Genomic DNA, 23,747 nt, shown 5'->3' on the forward strand with positions numbered 1-23,747 from the left:
TTACCTGTTCCCGGGCACGACGATCGGCGGACCGTCGTGCCATGCCTCCAGCGCTGCCGGAGACTGTTTTAGCGTGCGAGGTAATCGGCGATCGGATATTTCGCGCAAAGCGCCTCGGCCTCTGCGCAGAATTGCTGGCGCAGGAGCGGATCGAGGGTGAACTCGCTGTCACCGAGCGGCGTCACCTCGTCCAGGATCCGGCAGAGCAGGTCGACGATCTCCCGGCAACCCTGTGGGTCGACATGACGCTGGGCGAGGGCGCCGGTACCGATGCGCAGGCCACTGGTGACGAAGGACGAGCGGGTTTCGCCGGGCACACGGTTCTTGTTGACGACGATTCCACAGTGCTCCAGCGCGGTCTCGGCGATAGCGCCGGTCATCGCTGCACGCAGGCGGATCAGAATGGTGTGGTTCTCGCTGCGACCGCCCACCACTTCATAGTCCCGGGCCTGAAATTCGCTGGCCATTACGTCCGCCGCAGTGCGGATGCGCTGCATCTCGGCATCGAACTCAGGGGTCATGGCGTAACCCAGTGCCGCGGCCTTGGCAGCCATCATGTTGACGGCCGGTGCGCCTTGCATCCGCGGGAACACCGCCAGTTCGAGCACGCGGCTGAACGTCGCTTCACGGCCAGGGACTTTTTCGTGGGCGTCACGGCCCGAGAGAATCAGGCCACCACGCGGGCCGGCGAGCTGCTTGTGGGTACAGGTGGTGGTGACGTGCGCAGCGTCGATCGGGCTCGGATGCCGCCCGGTTGCCACCAGACCGGCAATGTGCGAGATGTCGGCCATCAGGATGGCGCCGGCTTCGTCGGCGATCCGGCGGAAGCGCTCGAAATCCACGACTCTGGAGTAGGCCGTGGCACCGCAGATGATCAGTCGCGGCCGATGTTCCAAAGCCAGCCTGCGGACTTCGTCGTAGTCGATAAGGCCTTCCTTGGTGGTGCCATAGCCGATGGCGTTGTAGTAAGTGCCCGAGAACGTCACGGGGCTGCCATGGGTCAGGTGGCCGCCGTTATCCAGAGCCATGCCCAGCAGCGTGTCGCCAGGCTCGAGCAAAGCCGCGAGTACCGAATAGTTGGCGCTGGAAGCCGAGTGCGACTGCACACCGGCGTACTGCGCAGAGAACAGCTCGCGGGCACGCTGGATCGCCAGAGACTCGACCAGGTCGACGTTCTCGCATCCGGCGTGATAGCGGCGTCCGGGCACACCTTCGGCGGTCACGTTGACCAGCACGGAGGACGACGCGGCCAGGGTGCGCGGCTTGACCGCGCAGCAAGAGGCCACCAGAGAGAGCGTGCGTTGCTGGCGAGCGACCTCGGCGTCGAGGATCCGCGCCAGTTCGGCATCATGTTCCTGCAGATCGGCCAGGCCACGCTTGAGCAGATCAGCCTGGGTCAGAAGTGGTTGATGATTGACTGTCATGACTTGCTATCCCTTCCTTTGGTGTTGTGTGCTGCAAAAGACAGCACGGTTTCCTCGACCTCGTGCGCATGGGTACGCACGAAGTAGTGCCCGCCACCGGCGAGGGTGGCGGCTTGGGTGACGTTGATGAACTTGCCCCATTGCGCCAATACGACTTCAGGCTCGGCGGTGGCCGGATCCTCGTCGCCCAGCAGCACCAGTGCCGATACTCCATTGGCTGGGTACTGCGTCAGGTAGCGATAGGCTTCGCAGGCGATCAGGTGGTCTCTTCGACCGCGAGCCAGCATGCTCTCGACCTGACTGTCGAGCAGTCCGGTGAAGGCCCCCAGCGATCGCAAGTAGTCGGTCCAGATCTGGTCCGAGGTGGTTTCAGCCGCACGAATCGCGGCGTCTGCATCCAGCACCGGGCGCGAGGCGGCCACCACCAGAGCGAGGTGGTTGTGGTGGGCGGCCATGCTTGAGGCAATGCACGCGGCGGTCGCCGCGCCTGCGCAGTGACCATAGATCACCAGATGGGCAGCGCCGATTTCTTCGATGTCGCTGGCAAGGCTGTCGAGCAGACTTTGAAAATCCGCGGCGTTCTCCACCTCGGTATCACCGAAGTCCACGCCGAACACCTGCACATCCGGATTACCTTGAAACAGATTGCGGTAGGCCGTGGCGTCTCCGCCGCCGAAAGGCACCGCAATCACCGCGGTCGAACCCGCGGCTGCTTGCACGTCGCCAAAACAGACCAGACGTGCGGCTTGTCGGGCGGCGGCGCAGACAATGCGTTGAGCAAGACCCGCTGCCGTCGGGTGCTCGAAAAGAGTCACTATGGGCAAATTGCAAGACAGCCGCGACATCACGCGAATCGCGTCAAAGGAGTCGCCGCCGAGGTTGAAGAAGTTGTCCTCGTGGCCGACACTCGGCAGGTTGAGCACCTCGGCAAAAGTGGCGCAGACGCGAGCCACTTCATCAGCCAGAGCGTGTTCATCAAGCTGGATGTTTTCAGTCATTCCATTCACTCCTATCCATAAATACATCAGCGAGTTCATTGAGCAGATTGGTGACTGCGCTGGCGTTGCAAAACGGTCCCTCGAGTTCCAGGAGCAGTTGCGAAGCGCCGGTACGCCGTATGTCGATGCCGACCGGAAAAGCGGCACTCATCACGTGTGAAGCCGGGATGCCGCGTCGACCGGCACCATTGATGAACAGCTCGGACGCGCGGCAGCAGGCCAGCGCCTGGCGCGCAGCCGGAGAGCGACGGGCGCATGCTTCAAGGCTGATTTGTCCGGGAAGCACAAGCGCTCCAGGGGTCGCCACGGAGCGTGGAACAAGACCCGTCATCATGCCGATGGCATCCTGCTGGTGAGCCTCGCGCCAGTTGTGCGACGAACACAGGGTGTCGCCCTCGGCGATGACACCGGCCCGCTGCAGGCAGCCCAGGAGTTTCGCCACGGGCGGCTTGTCAGCATTGATCGAGGCGATGTCCAGGGTGCGTTGCAGGCTGATGCGCTGCCGTTGGATGTCGAAGGCCAAGCGCCCGGTTTGCAGCAAACGCACGGGGGTCATGGCGTGCGCCGCAGCGGTCAGCTGCGCGCCATCAACTTCTGCGAGCTGTGCTTGTGCCTGGATGTATTCGCCATGGCGTTCGCGCCCTCGACGCATGCACATCAGGGCCGAGTCGATGTCTTCTGTTTGTAGTTGTCGTGCCAGCACCTCAAGGCTATGTTCGTCGGCCAACCCATGATGGATCGAGACCAGGCAGTGCACTCCAGTGCGGGTGGTCAGGCTGCCGGCGGCAAATAGCGCAGTGCCGGATCTGACAGCTAGCTGAACCTTGCGCAAGGCCTCTGGAGCGCCGTCTCCCCCCAGATCGAGCACTTCAAGATACTGGCCAAGCGCTTCGCCCCATCCAGCGATCACCAACTGACGCAAAAGTCCCAAATTCGGATGGATCGCAGTTTTGACCGGTATGACGATGGAAACTTCCTGAGCGACCCCGGCGTAGATGCCTTGGGCGACCATGGCCTTGGCCTCGACACTCAGCCTGGCATCGGCAAGTGCTTGCGTCATGCTCATCTGCTCGGTCGAATCTTTGGTCGAGCGTTCAACTGTTATTTTTGGCATGTCAGATCCTCGACGCACAGGCAGCAGCCGGCGGCGATCTCGATCCATTGGGGAGCACATTCCCGGGCACTCGCATCTCTCCCGTTCAGCGGGAAAGACATAGAACGCGCACAGGTTTTTGTACGACAGACTCAGTCAGTCATGTCGTAAAAATGTGTCGGTGATTTACTGGCTATGAGCGGGCCAATCAATTTCTAAGGCGCACGCTAAGGAGAGAGCCTGACTTCATCTCGGGCACGGCTCTGAGGGTATGGGAGTTATTGCTTACAGCAGTTCGCTCATGGGATGAGGAGCTGAAAGCCGGGGACACAAGCGAGTGCGGCAGGCATCGAGCCACAGTCATGTCGGCAGAGAAAAACATTTAGCCATTCCTTAGCTTTGGTCGAAAAGTGTCGCCTCTTGGCGATCTCAATAATGCATTCTTTGACACGGCTCCAAACTCGTCCTTATGGAGCCAAGGAAACCCCTACGCGTCATGGGGAGTAACCCTAGTCGGAAATGTCGTAACCGCAAGTAAGATTTTTCCGATTATTAAAAATAATTGTCGGACGATCTGGAACTGCGGTTCAGCAGTGGAGAACAAACAGGGGTTGTTTTCAGCGCAGTATTGGAGGAGTAGTTCAACGGTGAAGTGCGCTACGGCCCGGTAACAGGCCGCAGCGCCGAGGTGAGGGGAGAGATAGAGGGAAGGGTTCAGCCGTGAATATGTTCAGCCGCATGCATGGCCAGGTAGGCATCCAGCTTCTTGTCGTTCAAACCCAAGGTGTCGAGAATTTGCGCCATGAAACTGACCGGCGCGCTGCCGGGAGCCGTGACCACACCCTGGTCGGCAACGGCGTACGGTACGTCCTGGTAATAATCTGCTCCGCGATAATGCACCTGCTTCAGGTTGTCAACGGAATTGGAGGTGTGCTGCAAGTGATCCAGCACTCCAGCCTTGGCCAGTACGCGGGTACCGTCACAGATTCCCGCCACGACGATGTTCCTGTCGTGGGCCTCACGGACCAGCGCCTCGATGGCGGGTGCCTTGTCTGTTTTCCAGATCGGGCCTCCCGTCACAATCAGCAAGTCGACATCGTCCAGCCGAATGGCCTCGATGGCCAGGTTGGGGATGATGGTCATGCCTCCGGATGATGTCACTTGCTTGCCACCGGGAGCGGCAAAACAAGTCTCGAAGCCATAGTAGGCGCGGCCCGTGGAGTTGATCAGCGCGGGCTCCCAGTCAGAAAAATTCTCGGTGAGAATAGTAACGGCACGTACCATTTGAGTGTCCTTCTCAAGTTTCCATGATAATCAGCAGCAACCTGCCCAGCAGGGTTGTCCTGGTGGGCATGGCCGTCGAGTGTAGACGCCAGCGGGGCTGATGAATGATGTGGCTGAGTATTGGCAGTGTGTGTTTCAACTGACAATGACAATGACAATGACAGTGATCAACGCGGCGGCATATTCAGGCGTGAAACGTTGAGAGGGTGTTTCGTTACGCTGCGCAGCCCGCCGTTCTTACCTGGGAGACTTTAAGCCAGACGCCCAGGTTCAAACAGGCTCCATTCGGGAAAACTGGCTTCTCAACCACGTATAGAGTTGCGAAACGGCAGGAGAAATCTGCTTGCGGTGCGGACAGACCATGCCTAACGGCGAAGCGTTGCCCGGATGATCCGCCAGCAACACGACCAGTCGCCCGGCGCTCACGTCAGCGCTGACGTCCAGCCTGTTGGCGCCGGCACCGAATTGACCCAGTTGCCGAGATATCACTGACCCGGGCAGACTCCTCGATAACCACTACTTTTACTGGATTTGTGTTGACTTGAGGGTGGGTTAATCGCACGTCAGCACGTGGGTCAATTCAGCGTTGGCGTTAACAAAAGCTGATCAGCCAGCAGTTATCCCTACGAAAAAAATGAGGAAAATGACGATGATATTGCTTCGCGCGGTAGTATTTGGCGAAGCCCTGACCGACCTTGTTCAAGGCACTCCTGGTACAGTGGAAGGGCTACCCAGGCAGTGATACCTGGATGCTCACGAGCGCTAAGTCGCTTGGGTGTTAGCAGCACTTTTGCAGGGTCGGTGAGCATTGATCATGGTGTTCCTCACCTCGCCACTAGGGTTAATTGGTGTGGTGCCGACACTGCTTATTTTCCAGCAGCCGTTTGATATCAACGCTTTGGTCGGTCTAATCGCTCTTTCGGGCATTCTGACGCGCAATACGTTGATTCTTATTGGGCAAATTCATCACAACGGGCACGAAGGGCTGGACCCGTTCCACTCAGTGGTCGAAGCCACGGTACAACGCGCCCGCCCAGTACTGCTGACAGCGCTTGCGGCCATCCTGGCATTCATTCCGCTGACACACTCCGTCTTCTGGGGGACTCGGGCCTACACACTGATCGGAGGCACGTTCGTCGGCACCATCATGACGCTGGTGTTCGTGCCAGCGATGTACTCCATCTGGTTCAAGATCCATCCTGAAAACAAGGGTCAGACTGAAACAGTAAAACCGGCGTACGTACTAAAGCTTGAAAGGGATGCCCGCCCCTGGCTGGCCTCTTTTCCTTCCACGCGAATAGCCCACATCCGTTGTCTGGACCTCCCCAGGCAAATCACATCCTGAAAGCCTGGCGATGGTTTGGACTGGCATTCTTGACGTTGTTTGAGCAAGCGCGAATTCTCTTTCCTGAAATCTGTGGCCCGCCTCGTCTGGGTATGGCGTCGCGAGGAAGAAATATAGTTTTCCCCACCATATAATCTGTTGCTACGGTGACCCACCGCTAATTGTATCCTTGTTTGAGACAAGGACATGCGGCTGAAGTTTTTGAGTTGATCCATCAGTCGCTGGAACGGAAAACCGGACTTTCCATAAGGTAGTAATGTGAAGCGTGATTCCCATCTGGTTGTGTTTTTGCTGCTAGTCATCGGTTGCTCCCTGGCGTCACTAACGGTCTGGAAGGTATTGGCCTCTCGAGAGCGAGCACTGGAGGACGTGGATGTCCATGGATTGAACCTTACCCAGGCGCTGGCTACTTACTCCGAAGGCATTGTCCGCCAGAGCTCGCTGATTCTGCTCGGGCTCGTTGAGCGCCTGGAGACTGAAGGTAGTGGCCCTGCACAGATTCAACGCTTGAGTGCACTGGTCAACCGCCAGGAGCCGCTGATGCCACAGCTCAGTGGCATCACAATCTACGATAATCAGGGACGCTGGTTGATGCCCTCCAATCGGCCGATTCCAGCCGGAGTGAACAGCAGTGATCGTGCCTACTTCACTCATCACCGCGGCGATCCATCCCGCGAGATCTTTATCGGTCCGCCGATTCAGAGCCGCTCCAATCAAGAGTGGGTGATTACCGTGAGCCGCCGTTTCAACGATACTCGCGGCGAGTTTGCCGGCGTGGTCGCGGTCACCTTAGGAATCGAAAACTTCCTGCGCCTGTTTGGAAAAATCGACGTAGGGCAGGAGGGGGCCATCGGGTTGTCTTATACCGATGGTACGTTGCTGGTTCGCTATCCGTTCCGCGAGCAGGACATGGGGCGCAACTTTTCCAGGTCGCCGATCTATGCAAAGTATCTCGTCGATCGATCAGTTGGCACGGCGTCGTTTACCTCCAGCCTGGATGGTGTGGAGCGGCTCTACGCCTTCCGCAAGAGTGATCGGCTGCCATTAATAACCACCGTCGCACTCGGCAAGCGCGAAGCCCTCGCCGCGTGGCGAATGGAGGCATGGCTGTCGGCATTGGTGGTCACGGGACTGTTGGGGCTTACCGGCCTGATCGGCTGGTTCCTGATCTTGGATATCCGTCGGCGCACCAAGGCAGAAGACCAGTTGCGGGGGACGCAGCAGTTGCTGCTCTCATCCAATCGGCAGCTTGAGTTGCTCGCAATGAAGGATGCCCTGACGGGGCTGGCTAATCGACGCTGCTTTAACGAGAGCCTCGCCATGGAAGCACGGCGCGCACAACGTGACGGCACGACGTTGGCATTGCTGATGATCGATATCGACTACTTCAAGCTGTTCAACGACTCTCTCGGGCATGTAGCCGGAGATGCGTGCCTACAAACAGTTGGCAGAGTCTTGGAGGAATGTGTGCGGCGGCCGTCGGACCAGGTGGCACGTTATGGCGGAGAAGAGATGAGTGTAATCATGCCTGACACCGACATTGATGGTGCAACGGTAGTGGCGCAACTTATCCTTGATCGCCTGGCGCAAGAGAATATTGCACATAAGTCCAGCCCGTTTGGGCGGGTTAGCGTAAGCATCGGGATTGCTGCCGCCACGGGTTCGGAACTGGATCATTTGCAAAGATTGATCGAGCTGGCAGATCGGGCGCTCTATGGCGCCAAGGCGCTGGGCCGTAATCAGTTCGTGAAAGGGGGACCGTGATAAGACGTTCGCAACTGACTTGCTGTCAAATTGGAACTGCACAATATTCCTCCATATTTTAATGATTCTGCTATCTGCGATGTTCATCGTTTATTGGCTACATCTGCAAGAATCAATGGTGGTTTAGCGGGATCCTTGAATGCCAGTTTCTGGCCGACTCTGTTGAAAAAATAGCTCCCCTGTCTGGCCTACGGCAAAATCTCTGCATTGGCCAGCAGGGAAGCACGCAGCATGATGGGACAGTTATCGAGTGGGCAGGAGCGGCTGTTTTACTCGTTCAACCTTGAAAATCACATCCCCGCCACTCACCTTCTGCGCAGCATCGATCGGCGTCTCGATCTGAGCGACCTGCGCCATTACCTCGCCGATTTCTATAGCCCGCGTCCGTCGTTTGATCCCGAACTGATGATCCGCATCGTCGGCTATTGCTACGGCATTCGCTCAGAGCGGCGGTTGTGCGAAGAGGCCAATTTGAACCTGGCGTATCGCTGGTTCTACCGGTTGAGCCTTGAAGACGAACCCCCCAACCACTCGGCCTTTTCCAAAAATCGACACGGCCGTTTTCGCGACAGTGATCTGTTTCGCCGGTTGTTCATTGAAGTGCTGCGTCGCTGCATGGACGCCGGTCTGGTCAAGGGCTTAGGCTTTGCCGTGGACGCGAGCATCATCAACGCGGATGCGAGTCGGCAGCGCGGCGTACCGGGAGATGAACCGGTCGTCTGGAGCGATCCGGCCCTGAGCACCCGCGCCGTGCGTGAATACCTTGAAGCCCTCGATGAAGAGGCTCTGGCCGAAACGCTACCGAAGCGCCTGTCGCTGACGGATCCTCAAGCCCGCTGGCCCGCTGGCCCGCTGCTCCAGGCGACCCAGCGTTCTACGCTTACTCCACGAATTATCTGATCGATACGGAGCACGGCGTGATCATGGATGTGGAACCTACACCGGCTCATCGAACCGCAGAAGTCGAGAGTACCAAGACGATGATCGATCGGGTCAAAGCGCAGTTCGACATCAAGCCAGAGCGCCTCATTGGCGACACCGCTTACGGCACAGCGCCGATGCTGGCCTGGATGGTGGAGGAAAAAGACATCGAGCCGCATGTGCCGGTGTGGAACAAAACCAAGCGCAAGAACGACAGTTTCTCGAGCACCGATTTCCACTGGAATGAAGAGGCGGAGGAATACCGCTGCCCGACCGGCAACGCATTGCGCAGCGAATGGCGAGTCTTCAAGAACGAGCGTTCGCACGTCACCAAAGCCGACACCATCATCTTCTGATCCCGGCAGGCGGACTGCATTGCCTGTCCGATGAAAGCCAAGTGCTGCCCGAACACTGCGTTCCGCAAGATCGCTCGCAGCGTCCATGAAACCGCGTGTGATGTGGCTCGACGAATCGCAGCGACACCTGCGTATGTGCGCTCTCGCCACGAACGTAAAAAGGTCGAAATGTTGTTTGCCCACCTCAAGCGCATCCTGAAACTGGATCGCTTGCGACTACGTGGCATGACTGATGAATTTACGCTGGCCGCTGCGGTGCAGAACTTACGACGTCTTGCCAAACTTACCTGTCAAGGGCCACCTTCTACGGAATAGGTGCGCCTGCACTCAGCAAAAAACCTCAAACTAACCTAACAGAGCAGCAAAGGCGAACGAAGGGCCGAGAAACCACTCAACGTGGTGAGTAGGTTCTCCGGTGGTGGTCGTGCCTGAGTTCAGGCGATCTGAAAATCCGACTTTTTCAACAGAATCGACCCATACCAGACACTCACCTTGCCTCTAAGTCTCTCCTATCCATAGGGTATAGCTCGCCAGGAGCTCGGCATTGGTTGCATGCGCAATCAGGTTGCTTTGATTGCATGTGTCTTTGCAAGCGCTGGAGCGTTTCCGCGCGTAATCGCATCAGCGAGAGCGGTTAGCCGTCCGTCTCGCGCGGATCAACGGTCGGCGGCAAACGATCAACCCGCAATGCATCAACGACCAGCGAAAACGCCTGGGAGGGTTGTCGGCGGCTGGGGTAGTACAGATGAAAGCCGCCGAAGGGTTCACACCAGTCCTCTAGTACCCGAACAAGCCGCCCTTCGGTTAGGTGCGGGGCAAACTCGTCCTCGGGCAGATAGGCGATGCCCAGCCCACTCACCGCAGCATCGGCGATATGGGTGGTGGAGTTGAATACCAGCTGACCGTCTACACGTACCTTAAGCTTCTTGCCCAGACGTTCGAATTCCCATGCATCCACGCCGTCATAGGTGGGAAAACGGATATCGATACAGCGGTGTGCTGTTAGATCGCGAGGGTGTTCCGGGGTAGGGTGTTTCGCGAAATAGCCTGGCGCAGCCACTACGGCCATTCGTATCGGCGGGCCAATGGGCACGGCGATCATATCTTGGGCCACCGTCTCGCTGAAGCGCACGCCGGCATCGAAGCGGTCGGCGACGATATCGCGAAAGCCGTAGTTGATATCGAATTCCAGCTTGATATCCGGGTACATCTTTAGCAACGGCGCCAACTTGGGCAGCAGGGTTGTCTTGATCACGTTGTCGCCGCAGGTAATGCGTACCGTCCCGGCCGGCTTATCGCGCAGCTCGGTCAAAGCTTCCACTTCGGCCTCGATTTCATCAAAGCGACGGCCCACCGCTTCCAGCAATCGCTCGCCCGCCGCCGTCAGCGACACGCTGCGCGTGGTGCGGGTCAGCAAGCGAATTTTCAAACGAGCTTCCAGTGCGGAAACCACCTGGCTCACTGCTGATTGCGTCACCCCGAGCTGAACCGCCGCGCGGGTAAAGCTGCCCACCCGCGCCACGGTCACGAAAGCCAGCAGATCATTGAAATTGGGTTTGGCCATGGCGGGCACGCTCGATTTATTGATTAGGCGAGGTTATAGCCACATTAAGCATTCATTAGCTAATCAAAATCTCGTTATTGCGTAACACTACCCCGCATCCCAGCCTATCGCCATGAAGAGGGGCAAGCCTCGTGCTGCGTCACCTTCAGCTTTCCCTCAAAAGGACGCCCCATGAAAAGACTTCTCGTAATGCTCGGGTTGCTAATTAGTTCATTCACCGCCTTAGGAGCCGATATGTCCAACGGTGCAGATAATTTCTTTAAAAGTGACAAGGTGACCGTGCAGAAGGTCAGCTTCAAAAATCAGTACCAGCTCAATGTAGTGGGCAATCTATTCATCCCGAAAGGGCCGGACAGCTCCACCCGCAGCCCGGCCATTATCGTTGGCCACCCCATGGGCGCGGTAAAGGAGCAAAGCTCCAACCTCTATGCGCAAAAATTGGCGGAGCAAGGCTTCGTTACCCTGGCGCTGGATTTGTCGTTCTGGGGTGAAAGCGAAGGCCAACCACGTAACTCGGTACTGCCGGACGTGTACGCCGAGGACTTCAGTGCCGCTGTGGATTACCTTGGAACGCGGCCCTTTATTGATCGCCAGCGCATCGGCGTGCTGGGGATTTGTGGCAGCGGTAGCTTTGTAATTAGTGCAGCCAAAATCGACCCGCGCATGAAGGCTGTCGCCACGGTCAGCATGTATGACATGGGTGCAGCCAGTCGCAACGGGCTTAAGCATTCGCAAACCCTTGAACAGCGCAAGCAGGTCATCGCAGCGGCTTCCGAGCAGCGTTATGTGGAGTTCGCGGGCGGCAAGATCGAATACACCGGCGGCACGGTGCAAGAGCTGAGTGCTGACACCCATCCGATTCAGCGCGAGTTCTTTGATTTCTACCGTACCCCGCGTGGCGAATTCACCCCGCCCAGTTCCACGCCGCAACAGACCACCCGCCCGACGCTGAGCAGCAATACCAAGTTCATGAATTTCTACCCATTCGTAGATATCGAGAGCATTTCGCCTCGCCCGATGTTGTTTATTGCAGGTGAGAACGCTCACTCCCGCGAGTTCAGCGAAGAGGCGTTTCGTCTGGCAGGCGAACCTAAAGAATTAGTCATTGTGCCCAACGCAGGCCATGTCGATCTGTATGACCGCGTCGACCTGATTCCTTTCGCCAAGCTGACCCAGTTCTTTCAGGACCACCTGAAATGAGCGTTGACGCCCACCTGCACACCAACGCCTTGGGCGAAACAGGTACGCGTACCGGCCATTGGGGAGGTGTTTATGCAATGACGCTGTGCGTCTTCGCGCTGATCGCCTCGGAGTTCATGCCCGTCAGCCTGCTGACACCCTTGGCAAACGACCTGCGGGTAAGCCAGGGCTTGGCGGGGCAGGGGCTGGCCATCTCTGGCGCGTTTGCGGTGTTGGCCAGCCTGTCGATTAGTTGGATCGCCGGCTCCCTGAACAGAAAGACCCTGCTGCTGGCCCTGACCGGTTTGATGGCGGTGTCGGGCGCCATTGTGGCGCTTGCCCCGAACTACCTGATCTACATGGTCGGGCGAGCCCTGATCGGCGTTGTGATTGGCGGATTTTGGTCGATGTCCGCAGCCACTGCGATGCGCCTGGTGCCCACTGCACAGGTGCCCAGGGCGCTGGCTGTTTTCAACAGCGGCAACGCCCTGGCGACAGTGGTGGCAGCCCCACTGGGCAGTTATCTGGGCTCAATTGTGGGTTGGCGAGGTGCGTTTTTGTGCCTGGTTCCGGTGGCGTCAATTGCGCTGGTTTGGCAGTGGATAAGCCTACCAAGCATGGCAGTGCAGAAGCGTTCGCCGGGTGCTGGCGATGTTTTCAAACTGCTGAAAAATCGCAAGGTGGCGCTGGGCATGGCGGCTGCCGGCTTGTTTTTTATGGGCCAATTTACGCTATTCACCTACCTGCGCCCGTTTCTGGAAACGGTCACCCACGTCAGCGTGCCCATTCTTACTCTAATGCTATTGGTGATAGGCGTCGCTGGCTTTTGCGGAACAGCGCTGATTGGATTAGTGCTCACGCGCAGCCTGTACGGCACCTTAAGTACCATCTCGCTACTGATGGCGGTTATTGCGGTAGCGCTGATTCCTGCAGACACCTGGGTTATCGCGGTGGCGGTATTGCTCGGACTTTGGGGCTTTATTGCGACGGCAGCGCCCGCGGGCTGGTGGGGCTGGATTGCGCACGCCTTGCCGGATCACGCCGAGGCGGGCGGCGGCCTGATGGTGGCGATTGTTCAATTAGCTATTGCCGTAGGCTCCACCGTCGGTGGTGTACTGTTTGACGCACTTGGCTACCAGAGTACCTTTATCGCAAGCGCCGCGATGCTGACGCTCGCCGCCTTGTTAACCTTTCTAACCTCTCGTTCGCCGGTGCCGCCACCCCTGTGAACCCTCTATTCCAAGGAGAAAGTTATGTTTATCGATCATTCCCCTGGATGGAAGGGCTTCTGGTTCGCGGCCTTGATGCCATTTGCCCTATTGGCATTGCCCCTCGCAGCCGCGACACATATCGCCGGCCCGTCAACAGGCATGGAGAACTACACGATGTGGATGACCATAGGCCAACAGCGCTTCGCCATTACCCTTGAGGACAACCCGACCACTCGGGAGCTTTCCGCCTGTTTGCCGCTCACCCTGGAGATGAGCGATCTGAACGACAACGAAAAGCACGTCACCTTGCAGCGCCCGTTACCCACTCAAACTTATCCACCTGGAACAATCCACAACGGTGATTTCCTCCTGTACGGCGCCGACTCGTTGGTGGTCTTTTATAAAACCTTCAACTCGTCTTACAGCTATACCCGTCTCGGCCGCATCGACAACCCTGCGGGTCTCTCGCAGGCTCTGGGTCGCGACGATGTTCGAGTGACGTTTTCAACAGACTAGTTTCAGTGGTCTTCCGCCCGGCCATTAATTTCACGCGTTGCGCACAACCCACTTGCACGTTGATCCAGGAGCTTCTTATGCCGCCTAAGCACACTCATTCAACTGTGGCCGCACTGGCGCTGCTCACCGCGACCTGTATCGGGCCAGCCTTCGCGGCCGAGCTGAGCCCAGCCAGCCAGAAAATCACACCTGCGGGCGAGCAGGCTTCGATGACAGGGCCCGCCGACTATTTCACTGGCCACGTGCGGATCGACCCGTTAAGCGCTGCAAACGCCAGCATCAACACCTCTACCGCCTACGTCACCTTTGAGCCAGGCGCACGTTCGGCCTGGCACGCGCACCCGGCCGGGGAATATCTGGTTGTCACGGCTGGGGTGGGGCGTACCCAGGAATGGGGCAAGCCCGCGCAGGAGCTACGTCCCGGTGATGTGGTGTGGTGCCCGCCGGGGGTTAAACATTGGTACGGCGCCGCGCCTTCGACGGCCATGACCCACCTAGCAATCACAGACACGGAGAACGGTAAGAACGGCATCTGGATGGAAAAGGTCGGCGATGAATACTACCAAACCCGGTAAATACCGCGATGCCCGCTTGGGTTTTTTGGCCGGCCTGGTTGTGCTGGCCAGTGTTGTAGGTGCTCACGTATCGAGTGCCAGTACCCCACACACTTCGGAGACACAGATGGTGACTGAACAAACCCTGAGTGCAAAACAACTGGCGGTCGCCTCTCTCGGCGCTAGCATGTCGACCGGCGATATGCCCCGTTTGCGCGATGCGCTCAATCACGGTCTCGATGCCGGTCTGACGATTAGTGAGAGTAAGGAAATCCTGGTTCAGCTCTATGCGTACGCCGGGTTCCCGCGCAGCCTCAATGCACTATCGCTGCTGATGAACGTGTTGCAAGAGCGCGAAGCACGCGGCGCTCACGACGAACCGGGACGTGAACCAGGCCCTGTGCCGTCGGGGCACGCTTTGCTCGACCTGGGCACCGACAATCAAACCCGTCTGGTGGGTGCACCGGTTTCAGGACCGTTGTTTGAGTTTGCCCCTGCGATTGACCAGTTTTTGAAGGTTCATCTGTTCGGCGATATCTTCGCCCGAGACAACCTCGATTGGGCTGCTCGTGAACTGGCCACCGTTGGGGCACTTGCCGCGATGCCGGGGCTAGAGCCGCAGTTGGAGTCGCACCTGAAGATCAGCATGAATGTTGGCCTCACGGCACAGCAGTTGAACCATGTGGCTAGCGACTTCAAACGCACTGGTGACCAAGAGGCGGCTGAGCGCATTGTTGTGGCCTTGGAAAAAGTCAGGGGCTGACTACGCCACCGATGGCGACGAGAAATTGATGGGCTCTGCTAATAACGGCTATCGGAATCGTGGATTTTGAATTTGCGGGCGAATGCTAAGCTCCTAATGCACTGAGACCACTATCGGACGTACTGACTCGGCTGCCGACGCAGCGGGCGTGGGATATTGCAAACCTGCTACCGCATCAATGGGGCCACGGTAACTAAGCAAGGTGTTTGAGTAAATCTAGGTGAGCTAGAATGCCGGATGCATAGACCTCAAGGACGCGCGATGATATTGCAACACAGGCCAGTGAAGGCTGATGACATCAAAATTATCTGTAGCTTTCCCCTGAACGCTCGGGAACTGTTTTATATGTTCCCGAAAGCTCAATACCCTCTGACTGAAGCTCAGCTGTCTAACGCTATTACTCAACGATTCGACTCGACGGTTGTCGAGACCGCGAACAGCGTCGTCGGCTTTGCTAACTTTTATCGGGCTGAAACGGGTGGGGTTTGCTGTATCGGCAATGTAATCGTTGCCAAAGAGGCACGAGGTAAGGGTGTGGCGACCTTCATCGTGGAGACGATGACAGCTCTGGCGTTCGACCGCTATAACGCCACAGAGGTGCAGATCTCGTGCTTCAATGAAAATACAGCAGGCTTGCTGCTTTATCCAAAACTGGGCTTCTTACCATTTGCTGTCGAAAAGCGAATTACCCTGGATAGTCGTAGATCAGCACTCATCCATATGGCCCGCAGCAGAGCGGCCCGACCATAACTCACCTTGAAAGCCCGCTTAATGCAGCTGCTTTCAGGTATTCAGTTGGTTGTTTTGGTTCAGGTGGGGCAGTGCTGAATGGGCAGTGCAGCCTAGGGACAAGGGGTGGGATTACCGGACGCTTACAAAGCGTTGGCTCCATTGGCGATTAGATTAAGTCACCCAAAAGTAGAGGTACGATCTTGATCATTTGGCGTGGCATTGAAGGTAGTGCGAGAAGTGTTGTCGTTGAGACAATTGGTGGTAATCAACGAACCTTGAAAAAATAGAGAGCGACATACGGTTCCGATACATCGAGTCCTGGCTAACCAAGTGATCTTGGTTTGAGTACAATAGAGACCTTTTTATGGATCGGATGAGAGTTTGGGTCGGACCGATTGGGGGGGAAGACTTTCTATCGCTGAGCTCTAATTACAACTGCGATTGACTGCCTTTGCGGTACGTTCGAGCTGTTGTTTAACGTCTACAGGAATGCGCTGTTTTTTTAATCGTTGTTCCAGGAAAGTTTGATTGCCTCGTGCGCTCACCTCTGCCTCAATAGCGGCATCTTCCGCTTCTATGGCAGCAGCGTGGTTTTCCATGACCTCGTCAATCTCCGTGGCGCTAGTCGCACCTTCGAGAGCACTGATTAGTTTCGCTACTTCCTCCTCTTCGGCACCAACGTATGCTTCTACGGTCATCCCCGCAGCCAATGCTCGCGCTCGAATTTGCACCCCATTTAAGGCGTGCTTCGCTTCAGTACACAAAACGTCTTGATTGTACTTTTCGGCGGCTCTCCACTGGATCAGCCCATAGGTCGTCATTCCGATCATCGCCAGAGTGATAGCACCAAACAGGATCGGCTTCATAGCCACTATCGAACGCCTAAGAAGTGAGGTTTCGATGGGAGTCACTTGGTCTGAATTTTAAGCAAAGCGTGGATTGAAATCGAATAGTGCCATCGGCCTCAGGTGCGACGCTGCACTCTTGTCGGGCGACTGACCAATCACTATAGATCGATGAGTCCCGGAGCATTAGATCCTTTCGGTCTCGGGCTCATTAGCTTCACAAATGTCGTAACCTGGATTTCAATACGAAACCGGGTTAAGACCAGCCCGCTCTATTCTCTTAATCAAAGCGTCACCCGCTTTCACATTTACTTTGGCCTCTTGCACCGTCGAATTTGCGCAGTCGTCCAGTGGTAGCGCTACTAGCTTGTGCATGCCAATGGTAACGCTGAAATTCGCTTCTTCTCCTGGAAGCAAGTCAGCAGCAGGCCTCCCATCAATCGAGAGTCGGGTAGCGCATTTTTCCAGAAGGCGAGAATCACTCACCACGATCAACTGCGCGTCAGATTTTTTGGTGAATCCATAGAGACGCGACGGTGGGACTGCCTCCGCCTTCCCGGAAGAATATTCGGTAGGCGAAACGCAGCCGACCAACGAAGCTATACCAATAAGGAATATGAAATACTTCATCCGATCCCTCACGCACTGCTCTTCAAGTTCAAATCATGAGAATGCTAAAGGCCAAGAGCTAACAATCTCAGTCTCTTCTCCACAAGGTCATCGAAGTATATGGATAGTGATTCGCATCGCTCTGTAGGAAGGGCTCCCGAGCACATTATTCCCAGGACGAAGCCGTTTGCTCTTGCGCCGCTTTCGACGGTAACAATCATGGAGCCGGCATGTTCGATGTCACGCAGTATCCTGTCAGCCTGGCGCCGAATGGCTTCAGGCAAGTCGTTCGTGATGTCATTCATTTTCTGCTCCGCACGCTTTTCACTGCCCCTCAGTAGCAGTTAGGCACCAATGCCTTCAGAACGATTCTGACCAGTTTCGGCTTTGAGAGGTTCGTTTTTTTTGCCAGCTATCTGACTGGATTGATCCTGATGCCATACCTAATATGACTGTCTCCAGCCGGCGCATTGAATTTTTTTTGTCTGCGCATTAACCCACCTTAGAGTTTCGTTGATATGTGCCAGAGGCACCGCCATGAAGCGCTCCTACGTCTTCCGGTGGTGAATGGTTTTTCAACGCTAAGCGTAAACTTATTTCGTGATCTAGAAGATAATTCGCTGAACTTAAGAAAGGAATTTATCTTTAGCTCGTTTGTCTGACCTCTACCTTCACTCTTTTAGCAGTCGAACACTCGCAGGTCTCGATTCACGGATCATTCGTGATATGGACTCAGGCGGGTGGGTGGAGCTGATTGGTCGTCATTCGATGGGTTGCCGACGGTTCAACGCAAACTATCCAAACCGAGACTGTTCTAGCGGATGACGTAGACTGCTAAAACCCACCTCAACGAATCGACTCCCATCGATCAGCGCAGGAGCAGAAATGTCTGTCCTAATCCGCAACAATGTACGCGTTCGAGGTTCAGGCCCTGCCACGCTGGTATTTGCGCACGGTTTTGGATGCGACCAAAATATGTGGAGACTGGTTGAGCCAGCCTTTTGCGAAGGGTATCAAACGATTCTTTTCGACGTTGTAGGCTGTGGTAAATCCGACCTCACAGCCTACGAGGTTGTGAGGTATTCGACATTGAAAGGGTACGCTCAAGACGTCGTGGAGATCATCGAGGAATTTGCTGACGGCCCGGTCATATTTGTAGGGCATTCTGTCAGTGCCATGGTTGGGGTAATCGCCGCCAACATGCGTCCTGACCTCATCGGGGCTCATGTCATGGTTGGCCCTTCACCGTCCTACATCAATGATGGAGATTACTTTGGCGGCTTCAGCCGGGAAGATATTGATTCACTCCTGGAAACTTTGGAAAGTAATTACCTGGGCTGGTCAAGTTCCATGGCACCGGCCATCATGGGCGCGCCTGGCCAGCCCCACCTTGGTGTCGAGCTGACTAACAGTTTCTGCCAGACCGACCCAGACATTGCAAAGCGGTTCGCGAGGGTAACATTCCTTTCGGACAATCGTAGTGATGTGGCGAAGCTACAGGCGCCTGCACTGATTATTCAGTCGTCCGAGGACATCATCGCCCCTGTTGAGGTTGGTCAATACCTCCACAAGGTGATTCCAGATAATCGACTTGAGGTGATAGAAAACATGGGGCACTGTCCGCACCTCAGTGCACCTGACCTTTGCATCAAGGCGATCCATAACTTTATTGAAAGCGTCCAAGGTCGAATTGCTCATGCGAGCTGATGGCGACTCGCTTCCCGATGCAGACTCTCTTTATGAGCACGCTCCCTGCGCCCTGATTGTCACGAGCAAGGCTGGCTTAATCCTCCGGGCGAATACCACTTTTTGTGAATGGCTGGGATACCCGAAAGACCAGCTAATTGGCCATCGTAAACTGCAAGAATTGCTTACCATCGGAGGACGAATTTTCCATCAAACTCACTGGATACCTTTACTGGAGATGCAGGGTTCCATTTCCGAGGTAAAGCTTGAGTTTGCAACGTCTGACGGAAAAAAAGTGCCGATGATTCTCAATGTAAGAAGGAGAGAGCACTGCGGTAGCGTCTTCGATGAGGTTTCGGCATTTGTGGTAATCGAGAGGCACCGATTCGAGCAAGAAGTATTGATTTCCAAGCGGCAGGCGGAGGATTCACTCGAAGCACACTTAGCGCTCCAACGAGATCTTTCGGTGGCCGATGCCAGGCTACGGATTGCTTTGGAATCGGCCCAGATGCACGTGTGGGATGTCGACCCGGTGACGCTCGAGCGCCGTTATGATGATAGCGTCGCGCAACTACTTGGTTACCCATCAAGCCAGTTTGTTTCCGCTTCCGCTTACTCAAGCGTCATTGAGCCCCTAGACCAGCAGAGGGAAGCCGAACTCTTTTCGGCGGCCCTTGAATCGGTAGCTCAGGAGTATCGCTGTATCTACCGATTGAACGGAATTGACGGCGTTCAGCGCACGGTGCTCTCGACTGGTCGCGCTGCATTCGATCCCGCTAATAAGCTTGTGCAGTTTGTTGGCATCCTTCATGACATTACCGACGTAAAACGTGAGCAAGCTGCGGCTGAAGATCGCGCTCTTTTTTCCGAGCAGATGATCGGGATCGTGAGTCACGATCTGCGTAATCCTCTCTCGGTGATCTCAATGACCACCGAAATGCTTGCGGGCCAGGGACTGACGCCGAAGCAGCAAAAATTTGTTCGTCACGCTCACGAAGCGGCGCAAAGAGCGCGCAGGCTAATCAACGATTTGTTGGATTTCACGCAGGCGCGAATAGGGCGTGGTATCGGAATTACAAAAGCGACCACCGATCTGCATCTGCTCATTGCAGGGGCTGTCGAGCAACTCAGAATCGTTTATCCAAAACGAGAGCTTGTCTATTCAACACATGGCCAAGGTTTATGCGTTGCGGACGGCGATAGGCTTGCGCAACTGGCAGGCAACTTAATTTCTAACGCAGTAGCTTATGGTGCGGAAGATCGTCCCGTGACAGTCACATCCTCCGTTATGGAACTGGGCTTTGAGTTGACTGTGCATAACTGGGGTACACCAATTCCTCCAGACTTCCTTGCCACTGTCTTCAGTCCGATGACTCGCGGCGTCAATCTCCCTCGAGACACCCGCAGCGTAGGTCTAGGGCTTTTCATCGTCAGCGAAATCGTGAAGGCACACGGCGGCACGGTTTCAGTTACTTCGACAATTGATGCAGGGACAACATTTAAGGCTATTTTTCCTCTATGAAGGCAGAAGCACACAGAGTTCCGTGATCGAATTTCTCGAATCCGGGGCTCTCGGAACATCTTATTTTTTCAAGTTCTTTTAGGAATCTTCACGATAAATGTAGTGCCAAGTTCCGTTTCCGAATCTACGGTGATTACGCCCGCGTGTGAGGCAACGATTTCTGAGGCAATGAATAGGCCCAATCCTGCTGCAGGCCTGTTGTCTATAGTCGACCGTTGAGAAAAAACGTCCCATAGGATTGAATATGAACGGTAAAACGTTCTCAGGTATCGGTTCGCCTCCGTTGTGAATGGTGAAGACAACATCTTCTTCCATAGCTTCTAATTTCACATTGATCGGAAATGTTAGATCACCGTAAAGCAACATTGGACACTGATAGCGCATGGAACTGCCCATTTACAACATCAAGGTACTGCGTGATGGCGGTGCACTCAGGGTCCTTCGAGCGCACTTTCTGTATCTTACTAAACCGAGGTGGCTGATCAGCTCATACGAAATACATCAGGTGGCATCCAATAAATGGGGCGGAATGGTTGAAGTACCCCATCCACCCCCAAGATCATCAACCCAGCATCTGGTTTGTGTTGACGCCGTCTATCAAACGTAAAATGCCGAGAGGATTGGCGTTTTTCAATGCTTCCGGTAGCAGACTGTCTGGATAGTTCTGGAAGCAAACCGGGCGAAGAAAACGATTAATTGCGAGCGTTCCCACAGACGAGCCTCGGGCATCCGAGGTGGCCGGGTAAGGACCGCCATGAACCATCGAGTCACATACCTCGACACCGGTTGGGTAACCGTTGAGCAACAGGCGACCGGCCTTCAGTTCCAACAAAGGTATCAACTCGGCGAACGCTGCCAAGTCTCCGGGCTCGGCAATCAAGGTTGCGGTCAGTTGTCCCTGCAAACCTTGCAATGCCTGTATGAGTTGCTGCGGATCATCTACCACAACAACGACGACAACCGGGCCAAACACCTCGTGCTGAAGCAGTTCTTCACCGTTGATCAGTAGCTCGGCGTCAGCTTCGAACAGCTGTGGATGAGCCTGGCCACCCTCTTGAGGATGCCCCGCACGATGGTGGATCTGCGCATGATCATGCAGACGAATCAAGCCATCGGAGTAATGGCACAACCCGCCAGCGTTGAGCATCGTCTGCGTAGGATGAGCGTTGATCTGTTGGGCCAGATCATCGATGAACGTTTGGAACTCGGCAGAGCGTATTCCGATCACCATGCCTGGTTTGGTGCAGAACTGTCCTACCCCTTGAACCACCGAGGCGCTGAGCTCAGCCGCAATTTTAGCACCGCGAATTTTCAGCGCTTCAGGTAGCACCAGCACCGGATTGACGCTCGACATCTCTGCGAACACCGGAATCGGCTCTGGTCGTGCTGCCGCCATGTCACATAACGCTCGTCCGCCTTTGAGCGAGCCGGTGAAACCGACGGCTTTAATGGCGGGGTGTTGCACCAGCCAAGCGCCGACGGTACCGCCGTAAATCATGTTGAAGACGCCGTTTGGCATCCCAGTCTTTTCGGCAGCGCGAATGATTGCGAGAGCAACCCATTCGGCCGTAGCCATGTGGCCAGGGTGCGCTTTGAACACAACCGGGCAGCCCGCGGCGAGCGCAGCCGCGGTATCGCCGCCGGCGGTGGAGAAGGCTAGAGGGAAATTACTGGCGCCAAACACCGCCACGGGGCCGATGCCGATATGGTATTGGCGCAGGTCGGGACGGGGCAGGGGCTGGCGATCGGGCAGGGCACGGTCGATACGTGCGCCATAGAAATCACCGCGTCGCAGCACCTTGGCGAACAGCCTCATTTGGCTGCTGGTACGGGCGCGCTCACCTTGAATACGTGCAGCCGGTAATGCTGTTTCGCGGCAGACCGTTGCGATGAACGTGTCACCTAGGGCGTCGAGTTCATCGGCGATGGCTTCGAGAAACGCGGCACGCCGAGTTGCAGGCATGGTGCGGTAAGACGGGTAAGCAGTTGCCGCCGCCTGGGCGGCAGCGTCCACTTCCTCGTGGGTGGCTTCGATAAAGAAGCCCGGCAGTTCCTGGCCCGTGGTGGCGTCGAAACTGTGCAGGCGGGTGTGTCCCATGGCGCTGCGTCCGCCACTGATAAAGTTGTGTCCAGTGTCAGCGTTCATAAGGTTTTCCGAGGTGGCTAGCGTGGTTTGATCGCGGCGGCGACCAAGCCACGGCCGAGCAAGTTGTCGAGCAGAGCGCGATATCCCATCTGCCAGGCCGGAGCGCGATCGCTCGTCGTCACCCGGTTCACCAGCGTGCCGAACTTGGGGCTGCTGATGGCGACGATGTCCCCCACTTTGTGGGTAAAGCCTCCACCCGGTAGATCGCGATCTTGCTTGGGGGCAAACAAGGTGCCGAGAAACAGCACGAAGCCATCCGGGTATTGATGGTTCTCATTGAGCGTTTGCGCCACCAGATCCAGCGGATCGCGGCTGATCTGATTCATGGAGCTGCTGCCATCCATGATGAAACCATCCTCGCCGACGACCCGAAGTGCAACTTCCGCCGAGCGCACGTCCTCGATGCCGAAGGTCTCATCGAACAGCCGGATAAATGGCCCAAGCGCGGTCGATGCGTTGTTGTCTTTGGCCTTGGAAAGAAGCAGGGCACTCCGCCCTTCGAAGTCACGAAGGTTGACGTCATTACCCAGCGTAGCGCCCTGAATCTTGCCCCGACTGGAAACGGCCAATACCACTTCAGGCTCTGGATTGTTCCAGCTCGACTTGGGGTGAATGCCGATGTCCGAACCATAGCCCACCGATGACAGTGGCTGAGCTTTGGTGAAGATCTCGGCGTCCGGGCCAATACCCACTTCGAGGTACTGCGACCACATGCCTTGGCTGATCAGCACCTCTTTGAGCGCGGCGGCTTGGGCTGAGCCCGGAACAATGTCTCCAAGGTCTGTGCCGATACTTTGCACCAGGGTTGCGCGAATACTGTCGGCCTTGGCGGGGTCGCCTTTTGCCTGCTCTTCAACCACGCGTTCAAGCATGCTGGTGGCGAAAGTTACTCCGGCGGCCTTGACCGCTTGCAGGTCGATCGGCGCTAGCAACCACGGTTGTGTTGGGTCGCGTAAGGTCGCATCACTATTAAGCAGCAGGGCATCCAGACTGATCAACGGCTGCTCCAATGGCAAGCCGCGCAGGTACTCCACGGGATCGTCGAGTTCAAGCAGGGCCGAAACAGTCGCAACCCGGGCGCTGATGTCATAGACCTGGTCGTTCTTGAGCAGGACAACGGCAGGCCCTGCGGTGGCGCCAGGAATCCAGACACGACTGATCCAGGTACCTTGACCGAGGTCTTTAGCCAGCACGCTCAAACCCGAAAATGTCGTTACAGCAGATCGTTGGGACAT

General features: G+C 56.3%; 19 protein-coding genes and 3 pseudogenes. 11 read left to right on the forward strand and 11 right to left on the reverse strand.

The genetic code is table 11. The annotated features are described in order from the left end of the window. Positions 1–68 precede the first annotated feature (68 nt). From ACWIKB_RS04655 to ACWIKB_RS04675, 5 genes and pseudogenes are all read right to left on the reverse strand, one after another. The gene (locus tag ACWIKB_RS04655; protein WP_403100010.1) at positions 69–1,424 is read right to left on the reverse strand and encodes a serine hydroxymethyltransferase; all 1,356 of its coding nucleotides are present in this window, start codon (positions 1,422–1,424) and stop codon (positions 69–71) included. Beyond that, complete coding sequence (locus ACWIKB_RS04660) at positions 1,421–2,422, reverse strand: phosphopantetheine-binding protein (protein WP_460144004.1); 1,002 nt, start codon at positions 2,420–2,422, stop codon at positions 1,421–1,423. Before ACWIKB_RS04660 ends, ACWIKB_RS04655 begins: the two co-directional genes overlap by 4 nt. Further along, positions 2,415–3,584 (reverse strand): hypothetical protein, encoded by a 1,170-nt coding sequence (locus ACWIKB_RS04665; protein WP_475265538.1) that lies wholly within the window; start codon positions 3,582–3,584, stop codon positions 2,415–2,417. The genes ACWIKB_RS04660 and ACWIKB_RS04665 overlap by 8 nt, the downstream gene beginning before the upstream one ends. Before the next feature lie 645 nt (positions 3,585–4,229). Further along, the gene (locus ACWIKB_RS04670; RefSeq protein WP_461978105.1) at positions 4,230–4,799 is read right to left on the reverse strand and encodes a type 1 glutamine amidotransferase family protein; all 570 of its coding nucleotides are present in this window, start codon (positions 4,797–4,799) and stop codon (positions 4,230–4,232) included. Between the two features lie 270 nt (positions 4,800–5,069). Beyond that, a pseudogene (locus ACWIKB_RS04675) lies at positions 5,070–5,243 on the reverse strand (LysR family transcriptional regulator); the annotation flags it as partial. Between the two features lie 361 nt (positions 5,244–5,604). Between ACWIKB_RS04675 and ACWIKB_RS04680 the strand changes: the two are divergent. The 3 genes and pseudogenes from ACWIKB_RS04680 to ACWIKB_RS04690 all read left to right on the forward strand — a co-directional run. Beyond that, positions 5,605–6,144 (forward strand): annotated as a pseudogene (locus ACWIKB_RS04680) (efflux RND transporter permease subunit); the annotation flags it as partial. A 258-nt stretch (positions 6,145–6,402) separates the two neighbouring features. Beyond that, a complete protein-coding gene (locus ACWIKB_RS04685; protein ID WP_475265539.1) occupies positions 6,403–7,908 on the forward strand; it encodes a sensor domain-containing diguanylate cyclase in 1,506 nt (501 codons plus the stop codon). A 231-nt stretch (positions 7,909–8,139) separates the two neighbouring features. Next, positions 8,140–9,500, forward strand: a pseudogene (locus tag ACWIKB_RS04690) (transposase). A 319-nt stretch (positions 9,501–9,819) separates the two neighbouring features. Here the strand turns inward: ACWIKB_RS04690 and ACWIKB_RS04695 are convergent. Further along, the gene (locus tag ACWIKB_RS04695) at positions 9,820–10,749 is read right to left on the reverse strand and encodes a LysR family transcriptional regulator (protein WP_475265540.1); all 930 of its coding nucleotides are present in this window, start codon (positions 10,747–10,749) and stop codon (positions 9,820–9,822) included. A gap of 171 nt (positions 10,750–10,920) precedes the next feature. Between ACWIKB_RS04695 and ACWIKB_RS04700 the strand changes: the two genes are divergently transcribed. The 6 genes from ACWIKB_RS04700 (at position 10,921) to ACWIKB_RS04725 (ending at position 15,722) form a co-directional block, all read left to right on the forward strand. Continuing rightward, positions 10,921–11,949 (forward strand): alpha/beta hydrolase, encoded by a 1,029-nt coding sequence (locus ACWIKB_RS04700; protein ID WP_475265541.1) that lies wholly within the window; start codon positions 10,921–10,923, stop codon positions 11,947–11,949. After that, a complete protein-coding gene (locus ACWIKB_RS04705; RefSeq protein ID WP_475265542.1) occupies positions 11,946–13,157 on the forward strand; it encodes an MFS transporter in 1,212 nt (403 codons plus the stop codon). Before ACWIKB_RS04700 ends, ACWIKB_RS04705 begins: the two co-directional genes overlap by 4 nt. A 24-nt stretch (positions 13,158–13,181) precedes the next feature. After that, positions 13,182–13,655, forward strand: a complete 474-nt coding sequence (locus ACWIKB_RS04710) for a cyclophilin-like fold protein (RefSeq protein WP_475265543.1) — start codon at positions 13,182–13,184, stop codon at positions 13,653–13,655. Between the two features lie 77 nt (positions 13,656–13,732). Then, positions 13,733–14,230 (forward strand): (R)-mandelonitrile lyase, encoded by a 498-nt coding sequence (locus ACWIKB_RS04715; RefSeq protein ID WP_475265544.1) that lies wholly within the window; start codon positions 13,733–13,735, stop codon positions 14,228–14,230. Continuing rightward, positions 14,208–14,972 carry a carboxymuconolactone decarboxylase family protein gene (locus tag ACWIKB_RS04720; protein ID WP_475265545.1) on the forward strand — a complete coding sequence of 255 codons (765 nt, stop codon included), beginning with the start codon at positions 14,208–14,210 and terminating at the stop codon, positions 14,970–14,972. The genes ACWIKB_RS04715 and ACWIKB_RS04720 overlap by 23 nt, the downstream gene beginning before the upstream one ends. 261 nt (positions 14,973–15,233) lie before the next feature. Continuing rightward, on the forward strand, positions 15,234–15,722 hold the full coding sequence (locus tag ACWIKB_RS04725; protein ID WP_475265546.1) for a GNAT family N-acetyltransferase: 489 nt from the start codon (positions 15,234–15,236) through the stop codon (positions 15,720–15,722). A gap of 407 nt (positions 15,723–16,129) precedes the next feature. On the opposite strand, the gene ACWIKB_RS04730 is transcribed toward ACWIKB_RS04725, so the two are convergent. Together ACWIKB_RS04730 and ACWIKB_RS04735 are read right to left on the reverse strand one after the other, a co-directional pair. Continuing rightward, positions 16,130–16,570: a hypothetical protein gene (locus tag ACWIKB_RS04730; protein WP_475265547.1), complete on the reverse strand. Its 441-nt coding sequence runs from the start codon at positions 16,568–16,570 to the stop codon at positions 16,130–16,132. A gap of 219 nt (positions 16,571–16,789) precedes the next feature. After that, the gene (locus tag ACWIKB_RS04735) at positions 16,790–17,179 is read right to left on the reverse strand and encodes a hypothetical protein (RefSeq protein ID WP_475265548.1); all 390 of its coding nucleotides are present in this window, start codon (positions 17,177–17,179) and stop codon (positions 16,790–16,792) included. An 864-nt stretch (positions 17,180–18,043) separates the two neighbouring features. On the opposite strand from ACWIKB_RS04735, the gene ACWIKB_RS04740 reads away from it, so the two are divergent. Continuing rightward, entirely contained in the window at positions 18,044–18,865 is an 822-nt protein-coding gene (locus tag ACWIKB_RS04740) for an alpha/beta fold hydrolase (protein WP_475265549.1), read from the forward strand. Further along, complete coding sequence (locus tag ACWIKB_RS04745) at positions 18,855–20,366, forward strand: sensor histidine kinase (protein WP_475265550.1); 1,512 nt, start codon at positions 18,855–18,857, stop codon at positions 20,364–20,366. Before ACWIKB_RS04740 ends, ACWIKB_RS04745 begins: the two co-directional genes overlap by 11 nt. A gap of 68 nt (positions 20,367–20,434) precedes the next feature. On the opposite strand, the gene ACWIKB_RS04750 is transcribed toward ACWIKB_RS04745, so the two are convergent. From ACWIKB_RS04750 to ACWIKB_RS04760, 3 genes are all read right to left on the reverse strand, one after another. Next, the gene (locus ACWIKB_RS04750; RefSeq protein ID WP_475265551.1) at positions 20,435–20,671 is read right to left on the reverse strand and encodes an ATP-binding protein; all 237 of its coding nucleotides are present in this window, start codon (positions 20,669–20,671) and stop codon (positions 20,435–20,437) included. Between the two features lie 257 nt (positions 20,672–20,928). Then, positions 20,929–22,512, reverse strand: coding sequence for an aldehyde dehydrogenase (NADP(+)) (locus ACWIKB_RS04755; RefSeq protein WP_475265552.1), 1,584 nt, complete (start codon positions 22,510–22,512; stop codon positions 20,929–20,931). Between the two features lie 17 nt (positions 22,513–22,529). Then, positions 22,530–23,747, reverse strand: a complete 1,218-nt coding sequence (locus tag ACWIKB_RS04760) for a fumarylacetoacetate hydrolase family protein (protein ID WP_475265553.1) — start codon at positions 23,745–23,747, stop codon at positions 22,530–22,532.

It is taken from the genome of Pseudomonas sp. 5Vm1k, from assembly GCF_056161485.1.